This window comes from Megasphaera stantonii, assembly GCF_003367905.1.
GTDB lineage: Bacteria > Bacillota > Negativicutes > Veillonellales > Megasphaeraceae > Megasphaera > Megasphaera stantonii.
In genome coordinates this window covers 1,714,033-1,740,058 of record NZ_CP029462.1, presented here as the reverse complement: position 1 = coordinate 1,740,058, position 26,026 = coordinate 1,714,033, and the positions used below count along the sequence as shown (strand labels likewise).

Annotated in this window: 29 protein-coding genes and 1 riboswitch; of the genes, 12 read left to right on the top strand and 17 right to left on the bottom strand. The window is 55.4% G+C overall.

The features are described from left to right. Positions 1-8: 8 nt before the first annotated feature. The 10 genes from hisIE to DKB62_RS08060 all read right to left on the bottom strand — a co-directional run bounded on the left by hisIE (position 9) and on the right by DKB62_RS08060 (position 7,956). Complete coding sequence (gene hisIE, locus DKB62_RS08105) at positions 9-704, bottom strand: bifunctional phosphoribosyl-AMP cyclohydrolase/phosphoribosyl-ATP diphosphatase HisIE (protein WP_107195446.1); 696 nt, start codon at positions 702-704, stop codon at positions 9-11. After that, a complete protein-coding gene (hisF, locus tag DKB62_RS08100) occupies positions 704-1,465 on the bottom strand; it encodes an imidazole glycerol phosphate synthase subunit HisF (RefSeq protein WP_107195447.1) in 762 nt (253 codons plus the stop codon). Before hisF ends, hisIE begins: the two co-directional genes overlap by 1 nt. A gap of 1 nt (position 1,466) precedes the next feature. Continuing rightward, positions 1,467-2,183 (bottom strand): 1-(5-phosphoribosyl)-5-[(5-phosphoribosylamino)methylideneamino]imidazole-4-carboxamide isomerase, encoded by a 717-nt coding sequence (hisA, locus tag DKB62_RS08095; RefSeq protein WP_107195448.1) that lies wholly within the window; start codon positions 2,181-2,183, stop codon positions 1,467-1,469. A 4-nt stretch (positions 2,184-2,187) separates the two neighbouring features. Continuing rightward, on the bottom strand, positions 2,188-2,805 hold the full coding sequence (gene hisH, locus DKB62_RS08090; RefSeq protein ID WP_107195449.1) for an imidazole glycerol phosphate synthase subunit HisH: 618 nt from the start codon (positions 2,803-2,805) through the stop codon (positions 2,188-2,190). Between the two features lies 1 nt (position 2,806). Then, the gene (hisB, locus tag DKB62_RS08085; protein WP_087477913.1) at positions 2,807-3,391 is read right to left on the bottom strand and encodes an imidazoleglycerol-phosphate dehydratase HisB; all 585 of its coding nucleotides are present in this window, start codon (positions 3,389-3,391) and stop codon (positions 2,807-2,809) included. Further along, on the bottom strand, positions 3,384-4,457 hold the full coding sequence (gene hisC, locus DKB62_RS08080) for a histidinol-phosphate transaminase (RefSeq protein WP_107195450.1): 1,074 nt from the start codon (positions 4,455-4,457) through the stop codon (positions 3,384-3,386). Before hisC ends, hisB begins: the two co-directional genes overlap by 8 nt. Further along, a complete protein-coding gene (gene hisD / locus DKB62_RS08075) occupies positions 4,450-5,742 on the bottom strand; it encodes a histidinol dehydrogenase (RefSeq protein ID WP_107195451.1) in 1,293 nt (430 codons plus the stop codon). Before hisD ends, hisC begins: the two co-directional genes overlap by 8 nt. A gap of 17 nt (positions 5,743-5,759) precedes the next feature. Further along, complete coding sequence (gene hisG / locus DKB62_RS08070; RefSeq protein WP_087477910.1) at positions 5,760-6,395, bottom strand: ATP phosphoribosyltransferase; 636 nt, start codon at positions 6,393-6,395, stop codon at positions 5,760-5,762. A 1-nt stretch (position 6,396) separates the two neighbouring features. Beyond that, a complete protein-coding gene (locus DKB62_RS08065; protein ID WP_107195452.1) occupies positions 6,397-7,614 on the bottom strand; it encodes an ATP phosphoribosyltransferase regulatory subunit in 1,218 nt (405 codons plus the stop codon). A 135-nt stretch (positions 7,615-7,749) separates the two neighbouring features. Further along, the gene (locus DKB62_RS08060) at positions 7,750-7,956 is read right to left on the bottom strand and encodes a DUF951 domain-containing protein (protein WP_107195453.1); all 207 of its coding nucleotides are present in this window, start codon (positions 7,954-7,956) and stop codon (positions 7,750-7,752) included. Between the two features lie 187 nt (positions 7,957-8,143). Between DKB62_RS08060 and DKB62_RS08055 the strand changes: the two genes are divergently transcribed. The 7 genes from DKB62_RS08055 to DKB62_RS08025 all read left to right on the top strand — a co-directional run bounded on the left by DKB62_RS08055 (position 8,144) and on the right by DKB62_RS08025 (position 12,761). Beyond that, entirely contained in the window at positions 8,144-8,428 is a 285-nt protein-coding gene (locus tag DKB62_RS08055) for a hypothetical protein (RefSeq protein WP_087477907.1), read from the top strand. Positions 8,429-8,434: 6 nt separating this feature from the next. Further along, entirely contained in the window at positions 8,435-9,208 is a 774-nt protein-coding gene (locus tag DKB62_RS08050; protein ID WP_107195454.1) for a DUF1700 domain-containing protein, read from the top strand. Beyond that, a complete protein-coding gene (locus DKB62_RS08045; RefSeq protein WP_107195455.1) occupies positions 9,208-9,720 on the top strand; it encodes a hypothetical protein in 513 nt (170 codons plus the stop codon). Before DKB62_RS08050 ends, DKB62_RS08045 begins: the two co-directional genes overlap by 1 nt. A gap of 145 nt (positions 9,721-9,865) precedes the next feature. After that, a complete protein-coding gene (gene rbr / locus DKB62_RS08040) occupies positions 9,866-10,402 on the top strand; it encodes a rubrerythrin (RefSeq protein ID WP_087477904.1) in 537 nt (178 codons plus the stop codon). Between the two features lie 148 nt (positions 10,403-10,550). Further along, positions 10,551-10,649, top strand: a riboswitch (SAM riboswitch). A gap of 130 nt (positions 10,650-10,779) precedes the next feature. Further along, positions 10,780-11,598, top strand: coding sequence for a MetQ/NlpA family ABC transporter substrate-binding protein (locus DKB62_RS08035; protein WP_107195456.1), 819 nt, complete (start codon positions 10,780-10,782; stop codon positions 11,596-11,598). A gap of 137 nt (positions 11,599-11,735) precedes the next feature. Then, on the top strand, positions 11,736-12,269 hold the full coding sequence (locus DKB62_RS08030; protein ID WP_107195457.1) for a flavodoxin family protein: 534 nt from the start codon (positions 11,736-11,738) through the stop codon (positions 12,267-12,269). A gap of 15 nt (positions 12,270-12,284) precedes the next feature. Continuing rightward, on the top strand, positions 12,285-12,761 hold the full coding sequence (locus DKB62_RS08025) for a GNAT family N-acetyltransferase (RefSeq protein ID WP_095629291.1): 477 nt from the start codon (positions 12,285-12,287) through the stop codon (positions 12,759-12,761). An 87-nt stretch (positions 12,762-12,848) separates the two neighbouring features. Here the strand turns inward: DKB62_RS08025 and DKB62_RS08020 are convergent, their stop codons facing one another. Continuing rightward, positions 12,849-13,316, bottom strand: a complete 468-nt coding sequence (locus DKB62_RS08020) for a SoxR reducing system RseC family protein (protein WP_107195458.1) — start codon at positions 13,314-13,316, stop codon at positions 12,849-12,851. Between the two features lie 146 nt (positions 13,317-13,462). On the opposite strand from DKB62_RS08020, the gene trxA reads away from it, so the two are divergent. Together trxA and DKB62_RS08010 are read left to right on the top strand one after the other, a co-directional pair. After that, on the top strand, positions 13,463-13,774 hold the full coding sequence (gene trxA / locus DKB62_RS08015) for a thioredoxin (RefSeq protein ID WP_107195459.1): 312 nt from the start codon (positions 13,463-13,465) through the stop codon (positions 13,772-13,774). 13 nt (positions 13,775-13,787) lie between these two features. After that, a complete protein-coding gene (locus tag DKB62_RS08010) occupies positions 13,788-14,042 on the top strand; it encodes a TIGR03905 family TSCPD domain-containing protein (RefSeq protein ID WP_107195460.1) in 255 nt (84 codons plus the stop codon). A gap of 68 nt (positions 14,043-14,110) precedes the next feature. Here DKB62_RS08010 and DKB62_RS08005 read toward each other — a convergent pair whose 3' ends face one another. The 6 genes from DKB62_RS08005 to DKB62_RS07980 form a co-directional block, all read right to left on the bottom strand. Beyond that, positions 14,111-14,446, bottom strand: a complete 336-nt coding sequence (locus DKB62_RS08005; protein ID WP_107195461.1) for a cupin domain-containing protein — start codon at positions 14,444-14,446, stop codon at positions 14,111-14,113. Between the two features lie 21 nt (positions 14,447-14,467). Then, positions 14,468-15,112 (bottom strand): lactate utilization protein, encoded by a 645-nt coding sequence (locus tag DKB62_RS08000; RefSeq protein ID WP_095629286.1) that lies wholly within the window; start codon positions 15,110-15,112, stop codon positions 14,468-14,470. A gap of 135 nt (positions 15,113-15,247) precedes the next feature. Beyond that, positions 15,248-18,712, bottom strand: coding sequence for an autotransporter family protein (locus tag DKB62_RS07995; RefSeq protein ID WP_157949651.1), 3,465 nt, complete (start codon positions 18,710-18,712; stop codon positions 15,248-15,250). A 944-nt stretch (positions 18,713-19,656) separates the two neighbouring features. Then, the gene (locus DKB62_RS07990; protein ID WP_232818736.1) at positions 19,657-20,439 is read right to left on the bottom strand and encodes a PhzF family phenazine biosynthesis protein; all 783 of its coding nucleotides are present in this window, start codon (positions 20,437-20,439) and stop codon (positions 19,657-19,659) included. Between the two features lie 93 nt (positions 20,440-20,532). Further along, positions 20,533-21,915, bottom strand: coding sequence for an aminotransferase-like domain-containing protein (locus DKB62_RS07985; RefSeq protein ID WP_107195464.1), 1,383 nt, complete (start codon positions 21,913-21,915; stop codon positions 20,533-20,535). A gap of 22 nt (positions 21,916-21,937) precedes the next feature. After that, positions 21,938-22,345, bottom strand: coding sequence for a PaaI family thioesterase (locus tag DKB62_RS07980; RefSeq protein ID WP_095629283.1), 408 nt, complete (start codon positions 22,343-22,345; stop codon positions 21,938-21,940). A gap of 158 nt (positions 22,346-22,503) precedes the next feature. Between DKB62_RS07980 and DKB62_RS07975 the strand changes: the two genes are divergently transcribed. The 3 genes from DKB62_RS07975 (at position 22,504) to DKB62_RS07965 (ending at position 25,919) form a co-directional block, all read left to right on the top strand. Beyond that, a complete protein-coding gene (locus DKB62_RS07975) occupies positions 22,504-23,082 on the top strand; it encodes a DUF3793 family protein (RefSeq protein WP_338036504.1) in 579 nt (192 codons plus the stop codon). A gap of 13 nt (positions 23,083-23,095) precedes the next feature. Next, on the top strand, positions 23,096-23,509 hold the full coding sequence (locus DKB62_RS07970) for a flavodoxin (RefSeq protein WP_107195466.1): 414 nt from the start codon (positions 23,096-23,098) through the stop codon (positions 23,507-23,509). Between the two features lie 223 nt (positions 23,510-23,732). Next, entirely contained in the window at positions 23,733-25,919 is a 2,187-nt protein-coding gene (locus DKB62_RS07965; protein ID WP_107195467.1) for a PTS sugar transporter subunit IIABC, read from the top strand. Positions 25,920-26,026: the final 107 nt, after the last annotated feature.

Here is a 26,026-nt window from a genome sequence, read left to right as displayed (position 1 = left end):
ATGACTCCTTAAAAGGTCTTATCTAAATGCCCGACCGTTTTCTTATTTCCCTTGACGTGGGACCGTTCTTCCAATACGGCCATGACGTCGTTGACGCTGACGCCGGCCGCTTCCCACAATACAGATAGGTGATAGAGCAAATCGGCCGATTCCTTGCATACTTCCAGGCGCAGGTCGGCGCCGTCGCCGGCGTCGGCGTTTTTGGCGGCAATGATGACCTCCGCCGATTCTTCGCCGATTTTCTTGCAGATCTTATCCATGCCGGTCTGGAGCAAATAGGCCGTATACGATTTTTCCGTCGGATGAATCTTCTTTTCTTCAATTTCGTCGCGCAAATCGGACAGCATAGACAGGCTGCCCGCATACGTCCCGTCCCAGCCGTCGAGGCGGCGGAAGAAGCACGACTTGCTGCCCGTATGGCAGGCCGCGCCGATCTGGTCTACGACGACCAGAAGCGTGTCGGCGTCGCAGTCGACAAAGATATCCCGTACCTTCTGGAAATGGCCCGACGTTTCGCCCTTATGCCACAGCTCCTGCCGGCTGCGGCTGTAAAACCACGTTTCGCCGCTTTCAACGGTCTTCTGCAGCGACTCGGCGTTCATATAGGCTACCATGAGGACCTTGCCGCTCCGCCCTTCCTGCACGACGGCCGGCACGAGGCCGCGGCTGTCAAATTGTATATCTGTCAGTTGTACTGTATCCACTATTCTACCCCTCTCATGGCGACGCCCTCTTCGCTCAGGTATTTCTTCAGCTCGGGAATCGGAATCTGCCCGAAATGAAAGACCGACGCCGCCAGGGCCGCGTCGACGCCGACGTCGAAGACGCGCTTGAAATCTTCCATCGTGCCGGCTCCGCCCGACGCGATAATCGGCACGGGCAGCTCCGTCGCCAGACGGCGGTTCAGCTCTAAATCAAAGCCGGCTTTTTCGCCGTCGGCATCCATGGAATTCATGCAGATTTCCCCGGCTCCGAGGGCCACGCCCTGCTTTGCCCAGGCAATGGCATCGATGCCCGTATTTTTCCGGCCGCCTTCGACGTAGACCTGCCAGCCGCCGCGGCCGTCGCGCTTGGCGTCGATGGACAAGACGACGCACTGGCTGCCGAAGCGCAGCGCCGCCTCGCGGATGAGGTCGGGCCGCATCACTGCCGCCGAATTGACCGACACCTTGTCGGCCCCGGCCCGCAGTACCTGATGGAAATCGTCGATACTGGCGATGCCGCCGCCGATCGTAAAGGGAATGTCGATAGCTTCAGCTACGGCCCGGACGACGTCGATGAAGATATTCCGCTTTTCATGGGTCGCCGTAATATCGTAGAAAACGAGCTCATCGGCCCCTTGCTCCGAGTAAAATTTCCCTAATTTCACCGGGTCGTCTACGTCGCGTATATTTTTAAACTGCTTGCCCTTGACGACGCGGCCGTCGCGCACGTCCAGGCACGGTACGATTCGTTTGGCCAGCATCCTACATTCCCCCTAACGCCCGGATTTGAGCCATTGTAACTTTCCCCTCGTACAAGGCCTTCCCCGTAATAGCCCCGTAGACCTTCATGGCCTGGAGCTGCTTCAAATCGTCGATGCCGCTCACGCCGCCTGAGGCGATGAGGCGGATGAAGGGCAGCTGCTGCAACAGGGACAGCATTTCCATGTTCGGCCCCGTCAGCATGCCGTCGCGGCTGATGTCGGTATACACGATGGTGTTGACGCCGATGGACAAGAGAAAATGGGCAAAGGGCAGGACTTCCTTATCGCTGCCGTCTACCCAGCCCCGCGTCGCCACCATGTCGCCCTTGGCGTCGATGGAAACAGCCAGGGCCGAGCCGTATTTCTTGGCCATGTCCGTAATAAAGGCGGCGTCTTCTACGGCCTTGGAGCCGATGATGACCCGGTTGACCCCTTCTTCCAAATACGTTGCAATCGCTTCTTCGCTGCGGATGCCGCCGCCTACCTGGACGGGAATGTCGACTGTGTCGCAGATGCGGCCAATGACGTCGGCATTGCGGCGATTGCCGGAAAAAGCGCCGTCCAAATCGACGACATGCAGGAACATAGCCCCTTCATCGCGCCACTTGACGGCCGTCTTTACGGGGTCGTCAAAGTAAGTCGTGCTGTCTTCCTTCACGCCCTGGCGCAGGCGGACGACCTTGCCGCCTTGTATATCTATCGCCGGAAATACGATCATAGTCTCATCCTTTCTCTTGTACGTACGCAATGACATTCTGCAGGAGCCGCGCCCCTACGGGGCCGCTCTTTTCGGGATGGAACTGAAATCCCAGGACGTTGTCCCTGCCGCAGATAGCCGGCACGGCCTGTCCGTAATCGGCCGTAGCGATGACGTCAGGCGAATCGGCAGGCGACTTATGATAGGAATGGACAAAATACACGTAGGGATGGGCCGGAAGCCCCTTCTGCAGCCAGTGGCTGCCGCGGAATTCCAGCTCGTTCCAGCCCATATGCGGCACCTTCAGCGCCGTGCGGAATGGCACGATGTCGCCGGGCAGAAAGCCGAGGCAGTCGTATTCGCCGCCTTCGTAATCCTTTTCAAACAACGCCTGCATGCCCAGGCATACGCCCATGAAAAACTTGCCCGCCCGGACCTGTTCTTCCAGTACGGGAATGAGCTCGAATTTCTTCAGGTTCGCCATGGCGTCGCGAATGGCCCCGACGCCGGGCAGCTCGATGAAATCGGCCTGCCGGATGACCACCGGGTCGCGGGTAATGTCGACGGCCACGCCCAGGCGCTTCCAGGCGTTGTACACGTTGGCCAAATTGCCAACTTCGTAATCAATAACAGCTACCTTCACGCTACAGCACCCCCTTCGTAGACAAGACGGCCGACTCGTCGCCGCTGAGCGACACGGCTTCGCGCAGGGCGTGGCCGAGGGCCTTGAAAACCGATTCGACGATGTGGTGGGCGTTTTCGCCGTAGAGATTCGTCACGTGCAGGTTCATGCGGCCGTGGACGGATAAGGCGTAGAGAAATTCCTTCAGCATTTCCGTCTCGAAGGCGCCGATGCGCTCGACATTCAGCTTCACGTCGTATACCAGATAGGGCCGTCCGCTCAGGTCGACGACGACGCGGGTCAGGGCTTCGTCCATGGGGCAGTAAAACATGCCGTAGCGGCGGATGCCCTTTTTGTCGCCCAAGGCCTGAGCCAGCGCGCCGCCCAATACGATAGCCAGATCCTCCACGGTGTGATGGGTGTCTACATCCAAATCGCCGTGGACGTGGAGGGTAATATCCATGCCGCCGTGGCAGGCCAGCAAATTCATCATATGGTCGAGAAAGCCGATGCCCGTCGTGCCGGCAAAGGTTCCCGTACCGTCTATATTGAGAGAAAGGGCAATCTGCGTTTCCGCCGTTTCCCGTTCTATCTGGGCGCTACGCATGGCCGACCTCCTTTCGAATCACTTCGACAACTCTTTGTACGACGTCCCTCGTCGTAACGGTAATGCGCAGGCAGTTCTGCAGGGCCGCGGCCTTGTAAAAGCGGACGCAGATGTCGGCCTTCTTCAAGGCATTGACGACGGCCGGCCCGTCGGGCACCCGGATGAGGACGAAGTTGGTCACGCTGTCGTATACGGTGACGCCGTCTATCTGCTTCAGCTCCGCCGCCAGATACTCGCGGGCGGCAATGGTCGGCGGGATGTTATGGGCCAATATCACATCGCGGTATTTCATGGCCGCCAGCGCCGCAATCTGCGCTAAATTACCTACATTGTAGACCAGCTTGACCAGCGACAAGGCGTCGATGACATCCTTCTGCGCCACGGCGTAGCCGACGCGGACACCGGCCAACCCAAAGGCCTTGGACAAGGTGCGGATGACGATGAGGTTGTCGTAATCGGCCAGCTTGGTAATGATGCTGTCGCTGCCGGCAAATTCGATATACGCTTCGTCGACGACGACAGGATTCGGCGAGGCCTGCAAGACCTCTTCCAAGAACGACAGGGGCAGGAGCTCGCCTGTCGGATTGTTCGGATTACAGAGTACCGTCAGCTTCGGCTTCAATTCCCGTACAGCCTGCAAAAAGGACTTCCTGTCGCGCGTAAAGCCCGGCAAGTCGGGAATCTCTACGACCTTAGCCCCGACAATTTGAGCGTCGATGCCGTATATGTCGAAGGTCGGCCCGTGGACGAGAACCGTATCTCCTTCGTTTAAAAAGGTATTGGCAATGATACTGATGATTTCATCGCCGCCGCAGCCGACGAGTACTTCCTCAGGCCGGCACGCTACGTACTCGGCCAAGGCCGCCCGCAGCTCCTCGGCAAAGGGATCGGGATAGTGATACGACGGCGTTTCGCTCAGGCGGGCCAAAAATTCCGCCTTCACTTCGGGAAAATCAAATATATTATAAGGGCTTTCGTTGGCGTTGATGACCGTGTGCTCCTTGATTTCCGGAACGACGTAGGGCTCAAAGGAGCGTATGGTCCGGCGCAGCCATTCTTTATTCATGGTCCATCCTCCTCTTCACAGCCAGCCCGTGGGCCTGCAGGCCTTCGACATTGGCAAAGGCCATGACCTTTTCCGCAACGGCTTCAAAGGCTTCCTTATCGTACTGCAGCAGGCTGCTGCGCTTGACGAAATCGTACACGCCCAAAGGCGACGAAAAGGCCGCCGTCCCCATCGTCGGCAAGGTATGGTTCGGCCCGGCGAAGTAGTCGCCGATGGGCTCCGGCGTATAAGGGCCGATGAAAATCGCGCCGGCATTGACGATATCTCCGGCCAGAGCTTCGGCGTCGGCCGTATCCAGCTCCAAATGCTCCGGCGCAATGAGGTTCATGACCTCGACGGCCTGGTTCATATCCTTCGTCACAAAAATCTTTCCGTACTGTTCTACCGACGGCGCGGCAATATCCCGCCGCGGCAATTCGTCGAGCTGCCGACGGACCTCTGCTTCTACTTTTTCCGCCAAGGCTCGGCTCGGCGTGACGAGGAAAACCGCCGCCCGCGCGTCGTGTTCTGCCTGGGCCAGCAGGTCCGCCGCCACCCAGACGGGATTAGCCGTATCGTCGGCCAGCACGCCGACCTCGCTCGGCCCGGCGATCATGTCGATGCCGACGGTACCGAAGACGAGGCGCTTGGCCATGGCTACGTAGGCGTTGCCCGGCCCGACGATTTTAAAGACCGGCGGGATGGATTCGGTGCCAAAGGCTGCCGCGGCAACGCCCTGGGCTCCGCCGGCTTTGTAGATTTCCGTCGCGCCGGCGACGCGGGCCGCCGCCAAAATATAGGGATTGACGGAGCCGTCCTTCTTGGGCGGCGTAAAGACGGCAATAGACGGCACGCCGGCGACGTGAGCCGGGATGATATCCATGAGCACCGTCGACGGATAGGCCGCCGTGCCGCCGGGAACGTACACGCCGACGCGCTGTATCGGCGTAAACTTCGCCCCTAAGCGCACGCCGGGGCGGAACGTATCCATCCACGTCGTCTCGACCTGCCGTTCGTGATACGTCCGGATATTGGCCGCCGCCTCTTCCAACACAGCCATGAAGTCGGATCCAACAGCCGCGACGGCCGCGTCGATTTCTTCTTCCGTTACGAGAAACGAATCGAGAAAGGGCCCGTCAAATATGGCCGTAAATTCCTTCAGGGCTTCGTCGCCCCGTTCCTGCACAGCCTGCAAAATATGTTCTACTCTCTGGCGAATGGCCTCGCTTTCCGACTGGTTCCGCGCCGTAATCGCCCGGACCTGCCGCAGCGTCAGCCCTTCTTCAGGAACTTCTATCCATTCCACTGTCCATGCCCCCTCGCTTATGCTTCCAAATCCTTCTCTTTGACGACGTCGACGAGACGCCGTATGTCTTCGTATTTCATCTTAAACGACACGGGATTGCAGATCATGCGGGCGCTGAAATCCATGAAATACTCGACGACCTCCAGGCCGTTGGCTTTCAGCGTATTTCCCGTCTCGACGATATCGACGATGACGTCGGCCAGCCCCACGATAGGCGCCAGCTCGACGGACCCGTTCAGCTTGATAATATCGACACTGCGGTGATTCTGCTCGAAATGGCGGCGGGCGATGCGGGGATACTTCGTGCCGACGGTAATGCGCTTCGTCATATCCACGGGCTTGCCGGCAATGGCCGCGACGGCCATGCGGCAGCGGCCGATGCCCAAATCGAAGATTTCGTACACGCCGGCTCCCGGCGCTTCTTCCAGCAGGACGTCTTCGCCGACGATGCCCACGTCAGCCGCTCCCCGTTCGACGTAGACGGCTACGTCCGGCGATTTGACGAGGGTCACCTTGAGCGTTCCCGTACTGTCTTCAAAAATCAGCTTGCGGCTGTCGGCGGTATAGGTCGGAAAGGCATAGCCGCTTTCCTGCAAATAGGCCATAACCGCTTTGTGTATGCGCCCCTTAGCTAGGGCAATGTGAATCGCCATCTTAAAGCCCCCTCATCGCTTCTTCCAGATCTGCCGCCGTCACGGCCCGGCCGTCCTTGTAATACGAGCCGCCGCGGTATACGGCGTGGATGCTGTAATCGCGGCTGTCGATAAAGGACGACTCGGGGTAGGCCGCCACGCGGAACCCCTGGCTGCGCCAGCGCATCAAATCGCGGACCATGACCTGATCTGACGCCGCATAGGAAACGGCCAGCTGGAACGACGGCTCCGCCTGGGCCAGCAGGCCGGCGTCGTTCATGAATTCGTACAATAAGTTGATGTTCATGCCGAAGCCGCAGGCCGGCCGGTCGATGCCGAACTGGGCCGACAGCGTATCGTAGCGGCCGCCGTCGATGACGTCGTACAGCGCGCCGTCGACATATACCTTGAACACCATGTCCGTATAATAGCCCAGCCGGCTGGCAAAGCCGAAGTCGAGCTGCACCTTGTCGGCAAAGCCGGCGTATAAAATATAATCGTAGATTTTTTCCAGCCGCGCCAGGGCGTTGAGCATGCCGCTGTTCAGGCAATAGTCCTTCGCCTTGCCCAGGGTCTGGGCGTACGGTCCGAACAGGACCGGCAGCGCTTCCAGGGCGCAGCGGGCGTTTCCCGGCAGGGACAAGCCGCTCAGATAGCGGCGCAGGGCGACGAGATTGCGGTCGGCCAGATAGGCCCGCAGCCGGTCCTTCTCCGCTTCCTGCAAGGGCAGGGCGTCGAACAAGGCCTGCGTATACGCTGCGGTGCCGATGTCGATGCGGATGTTTTCGACGCCGACGGCCTTGAGGATTTCCGCGGCCATGACGATGACCTCGCCGTCGCACTCGGGGCTCGGATCGCCGAGGATTTCAATGCCGCCCTGCAGGAAATCCTTGCCGTAGGTGCTGCGGCCGAAATATTCCCGAAAGACGGTGCTCACGTAACCGAACTTCAGCAGCTGGTTCGGCCGGGGAAACTCCCGGGCCGCCGACTCTACGAGGGGCAGCGTCACGTCGGGACGCAGGACGAGGACCCGTCCGTCCGTATCGACGGTCTTTACCATCTGCCGGCGCAGGTGCGGAAAAAAATGCTGATATACGTCGTAATCTTCAAAGCTCGGCGTCTCGACGATCTTGCAGCCGTGGTTCATGATTACGGAAATAATCTTTCCCTGAATTCGGTCATAATTGCGCATTTCGTCATGATGAAGCATTTTCACCCCATCAAGCGTATTCGGTTTCATCGCATGACCTCCTTTTACGTCTGTCTATTTTGCTTTATTACTTTATCAAGGTAAATCGATAAAGTAATGGCTGACATAAATTGTAACACACTGGAGGCGAAATAAAAATACCTTTTCTTAAAAATTTTACTTTTTTTACACGTCTTCTTCGGCTTGTTTTAAAATTTTCTTCACGGCCTTTTCAAACTTCGGCCGGGGAATCATGACCCGATGGCCGCAGCCGCAGCAGCGGATGACGAAATCGACGCCGATACGCATGACCTCCCATTCGTTTGAGCCGCAGGGATGGGGCTTTTTCATCTGTACGATGTCACCGATATGATACCGAATAAAATTTGCCATATACATTCTCCTTTTCTGATAAAAAACGATAGTATATATAGTATATAGGGTAATGCCCGAAAAGGATAGAGAAAAAGAGGCCCGGCAGCCCTTCTATTCCCTTTTCTCCCTCCCTGTGGTAGTATATTGGATAATAGCCGGCCCATCGGCCCCTATCTTTTTTTATTTCCTGCAAGGAGGCACCGACTTGACACCGAACTTACAAAAACTGCGCTATACGTATTTGCTTCTCTATACCCTCGGCGGCGTCTGCACGCTCATGACCCTGGCCCTGCTGATCTGGGTCGCCGTCTGTATCGCCCTGGAAGCCGAGCCGTTGGCGGCCATTTCCTTCTTATCCCACTTGCCGACGCCCCTGCGCTTCGTCATCATCATCGCCGTCATGGCCATTTCCATCGCCGCCTGGCAGTACGGCGCCAAATACCACCAGCAGTACGAAGCGGCCCTGAAGCAGCGCCGCACGGAAAGGTAAAGAACCATGAGAAAGACGGAATTCATGGACCTCTTGAAGTATTACTTCCGCCGCAGCGACAAGACCGATTTGAAAGGGATCTTGGAAGACTGCGAAGAACAGTTCCGCCTGGGCGCGAAAAAGGGCCTGACGGAAGAAGAAGTATGCGCCAAGCTGGGCCATCCTAAAAACATATACCGCTACTATATCGGCAAGCCCATCGTGCCGGAAGACAATCTCAGCATGACCGGCTCCGCCGACGCGCCGGCACAGGAAGCGCCCGAGGCTGCCCCTGCCAAGCCGTCCCAATTCTACGATTGGGAAAAAGACCCGGCCCATCGCCGCCGCCCCAAAATCAGGGAAGCCTACTATCCCATGCCGCAGCCCGAGCCGCCCCGAAACTACGATGCCTACGCCGAGCAGCCCCAGCGTCCTAAGGCGAAAGGTCCTACAAAACGGACAGCCGGTGAAGACGAGCTGCAGTGGAATGACAAGGCAGCCATCCCCCAGGCGGCAAAGGCCATTGCCAGCCCCTTTTTAGACATATTCGGGGCCTTGTTCAATATCGTCAGCACCATACTATTCTTCGCTTTCGCCCTGGCGCTCCTCGCCTCCATCGCCGTATACAGCCTGCCGCCGTATATCTTCTCGGATTTGCTGCCCCTGCCGACGCTGTCCGTCTCGACGATGGCCTTCGCCGTCCTGGCCCTGCTGTTCGCGGCCCTGACTGCGTCGTACGCCAGCCAGGCCTGCCACCGCACGGCCCGCAATGCCAGAAACCCGCAAAGGAGGGACGGATAATGGGAAAAGTCGTCATATGCCTCGTCCTGACGCTGGTCTTTTCCTTTCTCAGCGTCCAGTCGTTCCTGAGCAACGACTACGCCCGCCTCCAGCGCTGGCTTGCCTATTATCAGGAATACAAGGCCTTCGAAGAAGCGGTCAAGCGGGGAAACGCCTCGAAGGCCGAGCTCTTCGAACGGCTGAAAACGATGTATCCCGGCCCGGCCAGCGAGCTGGAAGCCCATCTCAAGGAAAAGTACGGCGACCTGAGCGACACGGCAAAGGATACGCAGAGCACCTTGTCCGACACGCTGAACGACACCCTCGAAACGTTCTCCTCGTCCCACGCCGACATCGACGCCATAAAAAAGGAAGCCGAAAGCAGGCTTTCCTCTAAGGCCGAAGATGCCGAACAGGCTGTTTCCGAGCCGAAGCGTTCCGTATCCCGCGAAAGCAGCAAGGACACGGAATCGAAACGCACTGCCGATGCCAAAGAACCGCGGCGATCTGAGTCGGACACAGTGAAAGAATAATTTTTCCATATTTTATTAAAAAATAATTATTATCCATTGATTTTATTTTGCAAATAGAGTATAATGTACTCAGAGGTCAGGAACGAGACCTGACAAGAGGCAGCATAGGCTGCGAGTTTACGTATGAAATCATGGAGGTATCGATATGGAATTAAAGGGAAGCAAAACTGAAAAAAACTTAATGGCAGCATTTGCCGGCGAATCCCAGGCAAGAAATAAATACACCTATTACGCAAGCGTAGCGAAAAAAGCCGGCTACGAACAGATCAAGGCCTTCTTTGAAGAAACGGCCAACAACGAAAAAGAACACGCTAAAATCTGGTTCAAACTGCTCAACGACGGCATGCCGAACGACATCGACGCCTTGAAAGACGCCGCTGCCGGCGAACACTACGAATGGACGGAAATGTACCCGACCTTCGCCAAAGAAGCCAGAGAAGAAGGCTTCGAACACATCGCCTACTTGTTTGAAAAAGTAGCGGAAATCGAAAAACACCACGAAGAACGCTACCTGGCCCTCCTGGCCAACATCGAAAACGGCACGGTCTTCAAGAAACCGGCGACGAAAACATGGGTATGCCGCAACTGCGGATTTATCGTCGAAGGCGAAGAAGCTCCGGAAGTATGCCCGGTCTGCGCGCATCCGCAAGCGTTTTTTGAACTGAAAAACGATAACTACTAAACCACCATATATAACGAGACACCATCACACATCCGAAAGCGGAGGCAGGAATCCTGCCTCCGTCTTTTGTCGTCGGAAAAATTCTGCCGCCAAAATATTGACATTCGGTGCGAGAGATGGTATGATTTTTATCAACAATCATATATTGATTTCATCAAGAGCAGCCGAGGGAATGGCCCTATGACGCTGCGGCAACCCCCAAATGGGATAGGTGCCAAGTCCAGCGGATACATCCGACAGATGAACACATACGTAATCAAAGCCGTCATCTGTCGACGGCTTTTCTTTTTACCCGTATCGTCGCCGGCCCATCCTATGGCAGGCCGTCCTGCCTCTTGCCATGTGATTGATTCAGTATCAGAAAGGATGAACAACTCATGAACTCTTCTATCAAAAAACTTCTTGCAGCGGCCCTCATCGCCGCGACCTGCGTATTCGCCGCCGGCTGCGGCAGCTCCGACAGCGGCTCGGCCGACAAAAAGGAAATCGCCATCGGCGTAACGGCCGGCCCCCATGCGGAAGTCATGGAACAAGTAGCCAAAGAAGCAGAAAAACAAGGCCTGACCATCAAGGTCGTCGAATTCAACGATTTCGTACAGCCCAACAAAGCCTTGGCCGAAGGCGATTTGGACATGAACTCCATGCAGCATCAGCCCTACCTCGACAACGTCGTCAAAAACCAGGGCATGAAGCTGACCTCCATCGGCAAGACCATTATCCTGCCCATGGCCGTATATTCCCACAAATATAAAAACATCAGCGAAGTCGCCGACGGCGCTAAGGTTACCATTCCGAACGACCCGACCAACGGCGGCCGCGCCCTCCTGCTCCTGCAGCAAGTCGGCCTCATCACCCTGAAAAACGGAACCTCCGTCGACGCCTCCGTACCGGATATCGTAAACAATCCGAAGCACCTCGAATTCATCGAGCTCGACGCCGCTCAGATTCCCCGTTCCCTTGACGACACGGACCTGGCCTGCGTCAACACGAACTACGCCATCCCGGCCGGCTTAAACCCGCAGAAGGATTCCCTCCTCGTAGAAGACAAGGATTCGCCGTACGCTAACGTCATGGTCGTCCGCGAAGATGAAGCCAACAACGAAACGTATAAAAAAGTCCTGGCCATCTACCAATCCGAACCGATTAAAAAATTCATTAACGAACACTTCCAAGGCACGATTCTCCCGGCATTCTAAGAGAAACGGACATCGAGCCACCACGGCATAGCCCCTCGCGGCTATGCCGTTTTTAGTTATACGCTTATACGCTGCAGGAAATAATATAGTATAATGAAATAGTAAAAGGAAACTACGCGTTAAGGAGATGACAGCTAATGAAACACATCGTAATCCTATCGGGCAGCCCCAGAAAAAACGGAAACACGAACCTCTTGTGCCGCCAATTTCAGCAAGGAGCCGAAGAGGCGGGCCACAGCGTACGCTTTATCCCCCTGGCGGAAAAACGCATCGGCTTCTGCCGGGCCTGCGACGTCTGTATGCGCAACGGCGGAGCCTGCATCCAGAAGGACGACATGGAAAATATCCTCTGCGCCTTCCAGCAGGCTGACGTCGTCGTACTGGCGACACCCGTCTATTTTTACGGCGTCAGCGCCCAGATGAAGGCCTGTATCGACCGTACCTATCCCATTTGGCAGCACCTCGGCCGCAAGGAAGTATACTACATCGTCTCCGCCGGCTTAGGCGAAGACATCATCGCCCGCTCCCTCGGCGACCTGGACGGATTTGTCGAGCACTTCGAGCAGTATGAAATCAAAGGCCGCCTGTACGCGTCCAACGTCATGGAAGCCGGAGCCGTCCGCACCCTGCCGGTCATGGAAGCAGCCTACCAGGCCGGCCTTCACGTATAGAACAGGAGGATACTGATGGAATCATTACGATACAGAAAAGCCCGGACCGAGGATATGGAAGCCGTCATGGCCCTGCAGACCGCCGTCTTTCACGGCGAGCAGCTTATCCCCCGGGACGCCGTTGAAGCCTTTCTAGCCATGGAGCCCCAGTGCTGGGTCGCCGAGCTGGACGGCGTCATCGTCGGCACGGCTGCCGCCTGGCATGAAGGCGGTCAGCTCCATTGGGGCCGGTTCATCGTGACGAAGGCCCTGCGGGGCCGGCACATCGGCACGAAGCTGGCAGCCTTTACCTTTGCAGAACTCTTCGCCCAAGGAATCGATTCCATTTTTATGGAAGCCCGCGACACGACCGTCGCCATCGTCGGCAAAATGGGCGGAACCGTCGCAGGAGAGCCCGTCCCCTTCTACAAAGGCACGGTCACGCCCGTATGGATCACGAGAGCAGCCTTTGCCCGATGCAGCCAGGAAATGCAAAATGGATGCTCCTCGTAATATACAAGAAAGCATCCACAAGCTGCGGTTTCAGCCGCAAGCCATGAACCGGCCCTCCGAATGCCGGTCCCACGCCTGGCAGTCCTATTATGAATTATTTTGCTGTGATTTTCCCGGCCAATCGTCCATTTCAATGGTCTGCTCTACGATGATTTCCGTAATTTCTGCCATCGTGTTGGCTTCACGGACCTTTTTCTCGTAGCGCTTGAGCAGCACGGCGCCGACGATGCCGCCGAAAATCATGCCGGCAAAAGCCGACAGCTCCTTAGCCCAGCCGAAGGCTTCACCGTTTACGTAGCCGAAAGCGCCCCAGATGAGGACCATCAGGAGGGGCATGCCGAAGCACATGGCTCCGCCGACGCCCATCTTCCCGTCGGGAATATTAAATCGTACATACTGCCCTTTGATCGCTCCGACAGGGTTCTTCGCATCGATCAGTGCGTTGTTTTTGCAAATCATGCCGCTGCACGGCGTATACAAATTGTTGCGGTTCGTCCGCAGCTTGACCATGCCGTTGTCAAATACGGTGTCGACAACTCCCGTTCCAGTTCTCATACGTATCTCCTTATCTGAATATCAAGTGTAACTGCTCTTATTATATCTTACTTTTACCGGCCTGAACAGATATATATTTGTCAAATCCATCCTTTTTTGGTATACTATAGTTGTCTTTGAAAAATCTATCCCAAGGAGTGATATATATGGCAGTTACTACGATTACAGCAGCGAATTTTCAGCAGGAAATCCTCGCAGCCCAGGGCGTCGTCCTCGTCGATTTCTGGGCCGCCTGGTGCGGGCCGTGCCAAATGCTTTCGCCCGTCGTCGATGAAATCGCCGAAGAACAGCCCCAAATCAAGGTCGGCAAGGTAAACGTAGACGAACAGCGGGAACTGGCCTCGCAGTTTCAAATCGAGCTCATCCCGACCCTCGTCGCCTTTAAGGACGGCGCGGAAGTCGGCCGCCTCGTCGGCGTCCACCCCAAGGAAAGCATCCTGGCGTTAGTGAAGAAATAAGGAGGCTCCGATCATGTGCAGCTACACCCCTGCGGGAGTATGCTCCCAGCAAATCTTTTTTGATCTGGACGGCGGCGTCGTCAAACACGTCCGCTTCATCGGCGGCTGTCCCGGCAATTTGCAGGGCATCAGCCGTCTCGTCGAAGGCATGGACGCGGCCGAGGTCATCCAGCGCCTCGAAGGCATCCAGTGCGGCGGCAAGCCCACGTCCTGTCCCGACCAGTTCGCCAAAGCGTTAAAGCAGGCCCTGGCGACGGAACAAAACTGATTATCGTATGACAAACGCAAAGACGGTACTGCGATTTCCGGCAGTACCGTCTTTTTTATATGCGTTTCTTATTTCAGGAAATCTTCGCGGATCGGCGTGAAAATATCGAAAACGACGAGGGGTACATCTTCCGTATTGACGACGCTGTGTTCCGCATTGGACGGAAACCAGGCTACGCCGCCGGCTTCCAGATGCTGTACCTGGCCGTCCGTAATGACGTCGCAGGCTCCCGACTCTACGTACAGCAGCTGTTCGTGTGGATGGCTGTGAGCCGGCATGGTCATCTTCGGATGCACTTCGTTGCGCACGAGCATGACGTTCTTGCCCGTAAAGATCTTGCGGTCCATGAGATCCAGATGAATCGTCGGCATATCCTTCCAGTTGTCAAATAATTTCAGTTCCATAATGCAAACCTCCTATTACGATTAATACCCTAAGTTTTCACCGACCAGGATGACCTTGATGCGGCCGGCAGGGCGGCAGACCCGCGTGCGCAGCAGCTGGGCGCAGACGCTGTTCGTCGTCGCGCAGTGAGCGCACATGCCCGTCTTATAGCACGGCGTGTCCGAGCCGGCAAAGCGGTTGATGTTGATCGGCGCCGCCGTCGAGCGGGCTCTGGCCATGGCCGACTCGACAGTGGGACAGACCTTGTTCATGCCGACGATGACAAGGACCTGCTTCGGCCCGTAGGATAAGGCGGCGACGCGGTTGCCGTTGCCGTCGATGTTGATGAGCTGGCCGTCCTCTACGGCGGCATTCGTCCCCATGAGGAAGGTGTCGCACAGCAAGGCCCGGCGCATGAGTTCCACCCGTTCTTCCGGCGTCTTGGCCCTATCCCTGTCGATGACGGCGTAATGCTCCAGCACGTAGGGCCGCAGTCCGATATCGTCGATGGACGCCGAGCCGCCCCACGACACGACGTGATCCGCCGGAATATAGGACAAGGCCGTCTGCAGGGCCGCTTCCTTCGTCGGGCAATACACGGCCTCAAAGCCCCGGGCGGCAAAGCGCTTGGCGACGGCCGGCCCCTTCTTATCATACATGACGTGCATCATATCCGTTCTATCCATGTCTATTCCTTCTGACATTTCCTATTTCGCTCCATCATATGCACTGTCTTCATCATAGCATACTAAAAACACATACACAATATAAAAACAGCGTCTTCCGAAAAAGACGCTGTTTCGTAATGCAAAGAGATGAAATTAGAAGGCAAAGCCGGCGTTGACATACCATTTGTTGTTCTTCGTGTCGTCGCCCTTCTGATATGCGTAGCCTGCGCCAAAGGTCCATGCGCCGTGGGACGCATCAACACCCAGAGATGCCAGCCAGCTGCCGTCGTCCATAACCGTGTAGTACAGCGGAGCCGATGCGCCGGCCATGTTGACGTCCACTTCATTATCCGTATCGCCGAAGGCCCAGATATAGGCTACGTCCAGCTTCGGCGTGATGCGCCAGCCGCTGCCGGTCTTCGTTTCGTTGCGGAAGCTGACGCCCAGCGGAACCATCCAAATATCCTGCTTGTCGGCGTCGTATTCAAAGGCCTTCTTGCCGTTGTAATACGACGTGTACGACGACGGGTCGACGTTCATGTAGCGGAGTCCGACGTACGGTACGATCTGATTTCTGCCGGAGACGAATTCCTTTTCGCCGCGGACGCCGATGGTCCAGGCCGTCAGATCCCGGTCGGCCATCAGGTCTTTGCCATTCAACGTACCCGTAATATCGTTGCTCGTCTTGGTGTAGCCGATGTCAGCCATGAGGTTCGTGCCCGCTTCTTCATCTTTCAGCGCGCCATACAGAGAAACGCCCCAAGCGTCGTAATCATTGCGCGAGAAGCTGCCCGTGCCGTCGCCATGGCCGTAGTGGATGGCTACGCCGCTCTGGAGCTTGCCGCTCTGGTTGAAATCGTAGCCGACGATGACGCCGTTGTAATCGTTGTCAGCCGTAATATCGCCGAAGCTGCTGCTCATGCCGTCTGTTTCAAACTTGTTGTGAATGTATTTGGCCCAAATATTGTCGTCGCCATAGATGGAGTCGTGGTCTTGGACGAAATCTTCCGTAAAGGACAAGTGCTGCGCCACTTCGTCGGCTACGTCGCGGGCGACGGAAACCGTATTGCCCATCACGGCACTGTCTTCGCCGAGCATCATGCCGCGGCCGAAGGCGGCGTTCATAGCAGGCGCGTTATCGTTCCAGTCATGGAAATATTCATATGCGCCGGCGTTGACATTATCCCAGCCGACAGCATAGCCTTGGTCGATAAGCGGTTTAATCGCTCCGGCATCGAGGAAATCAGCCAATTCATTAGCAGCGGCATCCTTGTTTTCATCAGTCAGTTCGCTGAATTTCACGCCGTATGTCGCGTCGCCAAATACAGTTTCAGCATAATTCGTAAAACGGTCGTACTGCAAATCTTCATTCGTCCAGAAGGTACTGCCGTTTTCGTAATTCTGCACTACGTTATACGTACCGTCTGAAACCTGTAATTCGCTGACATCCAAAATAGCCGAGTCGGCAACGGTTACTTTACCGCCGTCAATGAGCGCCGTTTGATCAGCATTCAGCTTGCTGTCCAGCTTTGTCACGCTGTTTGCTTCAACGTTGATGTTGTCGAAATCATGGATTTTACTGTCGCTCGTATATTTCTTATCCGTGTTATCTAGTGCTGAAAGCGTATTGTCGCCAGCGAGTACAAGCGTACTGTTTGTAACGCTATTATAAGCGCTCTTTTCATATGTAGCTTCATACTGTGGATTTTCTTTATTATTATCAAACGGATTAAAGTCATTATCATCAGCAGGATTATACTTCGTAGTCATTTCATACCCTTGACCAGAAATTTCGCCGGTTACAGCCGTGCCGTTTAATACGACTGTTGCTTCACCTACAGTAGACGAAGTAGCATCTGTATTATACCCTTTGTGGCCTTCAACACCATGTTCGCCCCACTTGGCTGACGTATCCACTGCTGACGGAGTCGTGCCGTTAATAGCACCGCCGGCATATACGCTGCCTCCAACAGTACCGCCATTTAAGGTAATTGTGCTAGTACCGACATGAGCGCCGCTACCGTCCCGCATGTTGTCGACAGCAATCCCGCCCCCTAAAATATCTTTCGTAATAGTACCGCCGTTAATCGTCACATTCGCTACGTCAACCGTATCAGAGCCGGTCATGCCCATACCCATACCGCCGGCGGCAATAGACGTTTCATCGGTAATACCCTTCAAGTCAGCCATAGCCATGCTGGCGTTCATGCCCAAATGATTCCACCATGGAGCACCGTCGGTATTATCGTTTTTGCTGGCCTGCATAATGCTGATGAGCTGCAGCCTATCAACAGTTCCTTTATTCACGGTAATATTGGTCGTGCCAACGTGGGTTGCCGCATCGGATACATTTTCGCCGCGGCCCAGATTGGAATTGCCAATAGCCATGCCACCGCCATAAATGCCGTCGACATCGCCGTCTACTACGATATTGTTCTGCTCTACGTTGCTGCTTGCTAATGTTCCTTCCGTGCCGTTCGTATCAATATTCGAAGTTTCTCCTTCCATACTCAAGGCAAAACCGCCGCCGAAGATACCTACAGCTTTCATATCTTCGCCAACATACGTATTAACAACGCCAGTATTCGTTTCTGCTTTAGCATTGTTGAGCGTCCCGGCTGCACCGCCTCCGAATACGCCGGCCGCATATCCTTTCAGCAAGTAAATATCAGCGCCATCTTTATTGTTTGCAATAGAGTATGCCCCTGCATCTTCACTGCCGATATACGAACGATAGCTGCCGTGACCAAAGGCTACACCGCCGCCAAATACGCCAACTGCCGCGCCTTGTCCTACAACGCCGTCGGCGTTGATATTATCTAAATTGCCATCTTTCACTGCATCAATGACACTGCTCAATGCCCCGCCGATATTCGCCGCGACGGTATCCGGGTCTTGACTGTCAAGGTTTACGACGATAGTCACTTTGCCCGTATTAGCTGTCGCCTTACTGCTGCCATAAGCATCGTTTACATCATATCCGTCCGGCACAGGATCCTTCTGTTCCTCAGCAGATCGTACTGTATACGTATGTGAAGTTACGGCTACGCCACCGCCAATAACACCGAGAGCCGTCGTATTGCCCGTCAAATGAATATTCGTATGGCCAGTCGTTGCCGTTGCGGTGCCACCTTCGATAGCATTATTTACAGTCACTGTAAATCCGCTGATATCTATATCAGAAGAACCCCCATTATTGCCAATCTGTCCGCCTTTAATAGCTTCTACTGCGCCTGTCGCATCTACAGCCGCAGCCACGCCGCCGCCAGCCATTCCGATAACTAACCCGTCATTTACATTGACAGTCGAAGAACCTTCAACGACACTTTCAGCGGTACCTCCGATGGTGCTCACTGCCGCACCGCCTCCGGCTACGCCGACATTCAGTCCGTTAATGCCGCCTTTCATGACATTTTCGCCGCCGTTAAGGTTCAGCGTAGTATCGCCCGTAACCGTGCTGGTCGCCGTCCCGCCAATAGCCGCTGCACCTCCGCCATTGGCAAATGCGCCAAGGTTAGCTTTATTGGAAACTGTTGTTGTTACATTGCCGTCAAGAATAGTTGTTAAATTACCATTTAAGGTTTCATGAACATCCATATCCATTTCTAAAACGTTCACTTTACCATCAATAGTCATATTTCCAACAGAAATGGCCGCACTTGCACCAACACCACCAAGTACATTGCCATTATTTATTCCAATATTTATATCACCTGTACGATTAAGATGTAACGGTTCTTTCTCGGTTACTGTAAACGTGCCTGTCATAGCAGTATCTACAGATAAATCTCCTCCGACTGCGCCAATAATAACCGGTGAACTTCCATCTGCATCTCCTACCGTAACATGAATATCTCCCGTTTTATTGACATCTGTTGCTCCTTGTTCAACAGTATTAACTTCTAATACTTTTTCTAACATAGTTGAAAGTGAGGGATTTGACCCTTGAAGTCCTATGCTAGCCAAACCTGCAACTTGTATCAAGCCAGCATCTAACTGGCCTTCACCGCCAACAACGCCAACTAGCGGAGTATTTCCAGTGTTTTTGTTAGGTGCTATTGCATCCCGAATAGCATCTAACTGACTCATATTCTTATCAATGTTATCTTGATAATCCTTTATAATAGTGTTTACATTAGCATCGGTTTGAATATTGACATTTCCCTGCCCAATAACAAACTTTCCGCTGCCAGCGTCAAATACGTCTTGATCTTCTACGACGCCATCCGCTATTTCATGTCCGTTAAGCGTTGCTGCGTATGTCGGCACCCCCCCCCCGTGAACAAATGTAGCTACGCTCGCTACAGCCAGCGCGTACAACACTTTCTTTCGTAGTTCCGTACGTTTCATATGTATCCACCCTTTCAAGAAAATTGATAAAGTATTTATGATACAGTACTTTATGGCTTTAGGATAACACAAACGTCCGCAAATAGCAACCTACGCACCCCATAGAACGGGGATTTTTACAATGCCGCTGACATGCAGCATACCGGCGAAGCCGCATAGTTCCTGGATTCGCCGGTATGTCCTTTTCTGTCTCATATGAATTCGCTGCATACCTAAATTCCTACATGAAGCTCCGCGATGGAATACAGGCAGGCGTATCCCGCCAAGGTCACGCGGCTGCCGTCGAGTTTGCAGTACAGCTCGCCGCCTCGTTTCGACGCCTGATAGGCCTTGATGTGATCTTTTCCCAGCGCCTTGGCCCAGATAGGCACGATGTGGCAGTGGCCGGAGCCGCAGACCGGGTCTTCAGCGACGTTGAGCTTCGGCGCGAAGCTGCGGCTCACACAGTCGTAGTCTGTCCCTTGGGCCGTAATGTGCAGCAGCAGGCCGTCTAAGGATTTCATCGCTTCCATATCGGGCTTCGCCTGCCGCACGTCGTCTTCTGCCGGCAGGATGCAGACCAAGTCCCGTCCCATATACGCCGCCACAGGCCGCGCGCCGATGACCGCCGTCATGGCGTCCGTCACGGGGATTTCCTTTATCTCATAAGCCGGAAAGTCCATAGACAGCCGTTCGCCGTCCCGTGAGACGACCAATTCGCCGCTCATCGTCTGAAAGCGGAATACCTGTTCTTCCGGCGCTACGAAATGGGCCAGCACGTAGGCCGTCGCCAGTGTGGCATGGCCGCACAAATCAATTTCACCGCCCGGCGTAAACCAACGCAGGCGGTAGGCGTCACCTTCCTTGACCGTAAAGGCCGTTTCGGACAGGTTGTTCTCCATGGCGATGCGCTGCATGAGTTCGTCCGATATCCACGAATCGAGGACGCAGACTGCCGCCGGATTTCCTTTAAACATCTCTTTTGTAAAGGCGTCGACAACATAGCATTTCATCATATAGCCCTCCTTTGCATCGATTGTACTATCTTTACAGCTTCATCATAGCATAGGAGGATTTTCCATACAATGAGAAAATTGTATGGCATACAATTACGGGTGCCAATCGTCCAATATGGATTTCAGCCGCCTCAGCCCCTCGGCCAGTTCGTCGTCGTCAGCCGGAGCAGTCACAGCCAGGCGCAGGCCGTGCTGCCGACTTGCAGGACCGACGGCAAAGTGGGCGTCGCCATATACGGCTACGCCCCGCCGTCTCGCCTCGGCTTCCGCCTGCGTCCCCGTCAGTCCTTCCGGCAGGACCAGCCAGCGGCTCAGGCATTCGGAACTGCCTAAGAGCGTATATCCCTGTAGGATTTCCTCGGCAATGGCGTTCCTTCGGGCAGCCCCTTCACGACGGGCTGCAATCAGCGCCTCCGCTGCGCCGGACACGAGAAGGCGGGCCGTCAGCTCTGCCAGCAGTTCCGACTGCGATAGGTGCAGGCTCTGCACGATGTCCTGCAGCGTACCGGCATAGGCCGGAGGGCAGAGGATATAGGCCATGCGCAGCGTCGGCAGCAGCACCTTCGACAGGCTGAGGATAAAAAAGGTTCTCTCCGGAGCCAAGGACTGAATCGTCGGCAGCGGATCGGCGGCCATGAGCCGGGCTACGCCATCTTCGATGATAAACAGCCCTTCGTCTTCGGCAATCTGGGCTATCGTGCGGCGGCCTTGTTCGCTCATGACGTGAGCCGTCGGATTTTGAAAATCCGGCACGACGTACAACCCCTTGATCTGGTGATTCTGCACGGCATAGCGAATGCCGTCGGTGCTCATTTCGCCCTGTTCCTGCGCGACGGGAACCAGCCGCACGCCCAACAGCCTGGCGGCCTGTTTGAGGCCGGAATATACGAGAGGGTCTACGCCCAGCCGGTCGCCGGGACGGCACAGGGCTAGAAGGGAAGCGACAATGGCGTTTTGCCCGCCGTTCGCTGCCGCGACAGTCCCTTCGTCTCCCACCGCACCGGCGCGACGCAGCAAGTCCAAGGCGGCCATCCTGCGCCACGCCGCGCTGCCGCAGCTGTATTGAAAGAATGAAGGCGCCTTTTCTTCCGCCAGCATGGATTGCAGCGACGCGACGACGCCGTCGACGGCAATCGTCTCCGGCATCATCGAGGCCAGCTCGATCAAGGGTTCCGTCCTGTCGGGGGCAAGGGACAAATTCGTCATGGCATCGTAGGCCACAAAGGTTCCGCTGCCGGTCACACTGGTCAGCAGGCCTTTATCCGAGCAGATGCGGAAGGCCTGCGATACGGTGCTGACGTTGATGTCCAAAAAGTCGGCCAGCTCCCGCTGCGGCGGCAGCTTCGTCCCCGGCAGCAGCGCGCCGGAACGGATGTCCTCTTCCAAACGCCGCGCCAGCGACTGGTACAGGGGCCGTTCCTTACTCCATGCCGGCTTCCAGGACATGGGATAGGTTTCAAAAGAATTGACAGGCATAGGCGACTCCTTTCTGCCGCGATTATTTCGCCAGCATCATCTTCGCCGAGCTTTCGGCGGCGACAGAGCCGTCTTCATGGACGACACGCCCTTCCGCCGTGACCAGCCGGCCCCGGCGCGACGTAATCCATCCCTCTACCTTGACCGTTTCGCCGATGCGTACGGCGCTGCGGAAGCGGATTTCCAGCTTTGCCGTATAGGCAGGCCTGCCGGCCTTGCGGAATACGCAGTCTCCCATGACCTCGTCCAGCAGGGTGCTCGTCAGCCCGCCGTGCATGCGGTCGCCGTAGCTTTCGTGCTCTTTCTTCGGCGTAAAGTAGGCCGTCCACACGCCGTCTATTTCTTTCATATCTAATTTTAACCCGATGGGATTCTCTTTTCCGCAGCCAAAGCACCAGCTTGTGTCGACGGCGGTCGTTTCCTGTGTCATGCAAATTCCTCCTTCCAGCACAGATACTGCGCTTTACTTTATTATATACTCTCGCGGCACAGATAGCTATCAGCCATCCTTCTCTTGTTTAATATTGAAAAAATATATCATTTATATATTGACATTTACTTTCATTATTGGTATGATATAGTCATCAAATGACGAAACGGAGGATGTGCATGAATATCGATGCTATATTAGTCAATCACTGTTCTCCTACCTTAGCGGGATTAAAGATGGGCTCGCTTCTCTGCCTCCCCCGCTTGGAATCTCGAACAGATTATGAAAAGTTAATTGATAAATACAATCATATGTATAACCAAAAAGGTCTTCACTTCCGCATATTGTACGCCTGTCCCAAACGCACCCTGTTATATGTATACAGACCGGCAATGGTCGCGTCCTACATACAGGATCAGGCCGTCATGGCCTTTTTAACGCAGTACGGCTATGCCGCCGGCGATGTCCTGGAGCACATGCTGGACCACCTGGCCGACCGGTTCCGCGAAGGCGGCTGTTTTCCCCATGAGTCCGGGATTTTTCTCGGATATCCCTTAGAAGATGTATGCGGCTTCATTACCCACAAGGGGAACCACGCCAAAATCTGCGGCGACTGGAAGGTCTACGGCGACGCCGACGAAGCGTCCCGCATATTCCGAATGTTCAGCTGCTGCCGGGAAGACTACATAAACAGATTTGCCGTTGGGACAACGTTAGAATCACTCATCGTAGCATAAGGAGGAATTTATAATGGTAGAAATCGTATATTGGAGCGGCACTGGCAATACGGAAGCCATGGCGCAGGAAATCGAAGCAGCCGTCAAAGCTGCCGGCGCCGATGTAGAATCGGTTCGTTTCGAAGATACAAGTGTAGATGCTGTTGCATCGAAGGACGTTATTTTGCTGGGCTGCCCCGCTATGGGCGCAGAAGAATTGGAAGAAACGATCGTTGAACCATTCTTCGCAGAGCTGCTTCCTAAATTAAGCGGCAAAAAGGTCGGTCTCTTCGGTTCGTACGGTTGGGGCACGGGCGAATGGATGGATGTCTGGAAACAGCGCACGGAAGACGCCGGCGCTGTCGTCATCGGCACGGCCATCGTCAATGAAACGCCGGACAACGCCGAAGAATGCGCCGCGCTGGGCCAGGCCGCCGCGCAGGCATAACCATCTCTTTTCAAGTTCATTCATACCTCTCTAACATATAAAAAGAAAACAGCAGCGATTCCCGCAGAGTCGCTGCTGTTTTCTCGTGCCGAAATATCTTCAGCATATAGAAAAGGTTTCATGGAATATGATACAATAAACACGATATTGTCATCCTCGCAGCCACACGGCCGCGTAGATATTTCTGTCATTTTTTATATCCCTATTCCAAGGAGGAATCCGTATGAAAGACCAAGTTTTCAGCGTGCTGCAGGCCATCGGCCGAAGCTTCATGCTGCCGGTCGCCATCCTGCCTATTGCCGGTCTGCTCCTCGGCATCGGCGCGTCCTTCACGAACGCAACGACCATTCAGACCTACGGCCTGGAAGGCGCCCTCGGCGACGGCACGCTCCTGCACTCGCTGCTCACCGTCATGAGCAGCGCCGGCAACGTCATCTTCGGCAACCTGCCGATCATCTTTGCCGTCGGCGTCGCCATCGGCATGGCGAAGCAAGAAAAGGAAGTCGCAGCCTTAGCGGCTATGATTTCCTTCTTTGTCATGCACGCCTCTACGAACGCCGTATTGAAATTGTCGGGACAAATCCTGCCGGACGGCTCTATTGCCGACGGTGTTCTCGAAGGTACGATTGCCGATGTCTGCGGCATCTTGTCCCTGCAGGAAGGCGTATTCGGCGGCATCATCGTCGGCCTGGGCGTCGCCTGGCTCCACAACCGCTATCATAAAATCGTCCTGCCCAACGCCTTGTCCTTCTTCGGCGGCTCCCGCTTCATCCCGATTGTTTCCACCGTCGTCTACATGTTCGTCGGCATCGCCATGTGCTTCGTATGGCCTGTCGTACAAAACGGCATCTTCGCCCTCGGCGGCCTCGTCACCGGCACGGGCTATATCGGCACCCTGATTTTCGGCATCATCAAGCGGGCCCTCATTCCCTTCGGCCTGCACCACGTCTTCTATCTGCCCTTCTGGCAAACCGGCGTCGGCGGTTCTATGATGATTGACGGCAACCTCGTCCAGGGCGGCCAGAATATCTTCTTCGCCCAGCTGGCGTCGCCGAATGTCACCCATTTCAGCGCCGACGCGACGCGGTATTTCTCCGGCGAATTCATATTCATGATCTTCGGCCTTCCCGGCGCGGCCCTGGCGATGTACCGCACGGCAAAGCCGGAAAAGAAAAAGGTAGCCGGCGGCCTCCTGCTGTCAGCAGCCCTGACATCTATGCTCACGGGGATTACGGAACCTATTGAATTTTCCTTCCTCTTCGTTGCACCCCTGCTGTTTTACGTGCAGGTCATCCTGGCCGGCGCAGCCTACATGATCGCCCACATGCTGAATATCGCCGTAGGCCTGACCTTCTCCGGCGGCCTCCTCGACCTGTTTATCTTCGGTATTCTCCAGGGCGAGGATAAGACGAACTGGATGTACATCATCCCCGTAGGCGTCGTCTATTTCTTCCTGTACTATTTCATCTTCACCTTCCTCATCAAGAAATTCGACTTTAAGACGCCGGGCCGCGAAGACGACGACACGGAAACGAAGCTGTTCACCAAGGCCGACGTCAATGCCCGCAAAGCGGCGGCTAAAGGCGGCGACTCCGACGGAGCTCCCGTCGTCGACGCCCTGAGCCAGACCATCGCCCGCGCCCTGGGCAGCAAGAAAAATATCACCGCCGTAGACTGCTGCGCTACGCGGCTCCGCTGCTCCGTCGCCGATTCGTCCCTCGTCAACGACGCCCTCCTGAAAGCGACAGGAGCCGTCGGCGTCATCAAAAAGGGGACGGGCGTACAGGTCGTATACGGCCCGCAGGTCGCCGTCATCAAAGCCAATCTGGAAACATATCTCGAAACGGCGCCGGACGTCGAGGCGGAAGAAGAAGCGCCTATGCAGGCGCCGGAACCACAGACAATAACCGCCACGGAGGAAGCTCCCGAAGCCGCTCCGGCAAATCCAGAAAATCCGGCTGAAAAAACGTACTTCAACTCGCCCTTTACGGGAGAGCTGCATCCCATTACCGACGCTCCCGACGAAGCCTTTGCCGGCAAGATGACCGGCGACGGATTCTTCGTCTATCCGACGGAAAACACGGTCTATGCTCCGGCCGACGGCGAAGTCACCTTTGTCTTCGACACGAAGCACGCCATCGGCATGACCACAGCCGACGGAGTCGAATACCTTCTCCACATCGGCATCGATACGGTCAAATTAAACGGCCAGGGCTTTACGGTCTTCGTGGAAGACGGTCAGGAAGTCAAGCAAGGCGACAAGCTCATGGAATTCGACGACGAATTCATCAAGCAGAACGCCCCGTCTGACGCCTGCCTGTGCATCTTCACCGACATGGACGCCATTCCCGAAGTCCATACCGTGACGACCGGCCAGGTCAAAGCCTTAGACAAAGCCGTTTGGTTTTGATACGCGACCGTAAGCACTCCCTTCGGCTTTCCTAGCCCCGCGAAATATCCTGCCCCGCCAGGACACCGCGGGGCTTTTTTTTACCGGTCCGCCTATAGATTTTTATG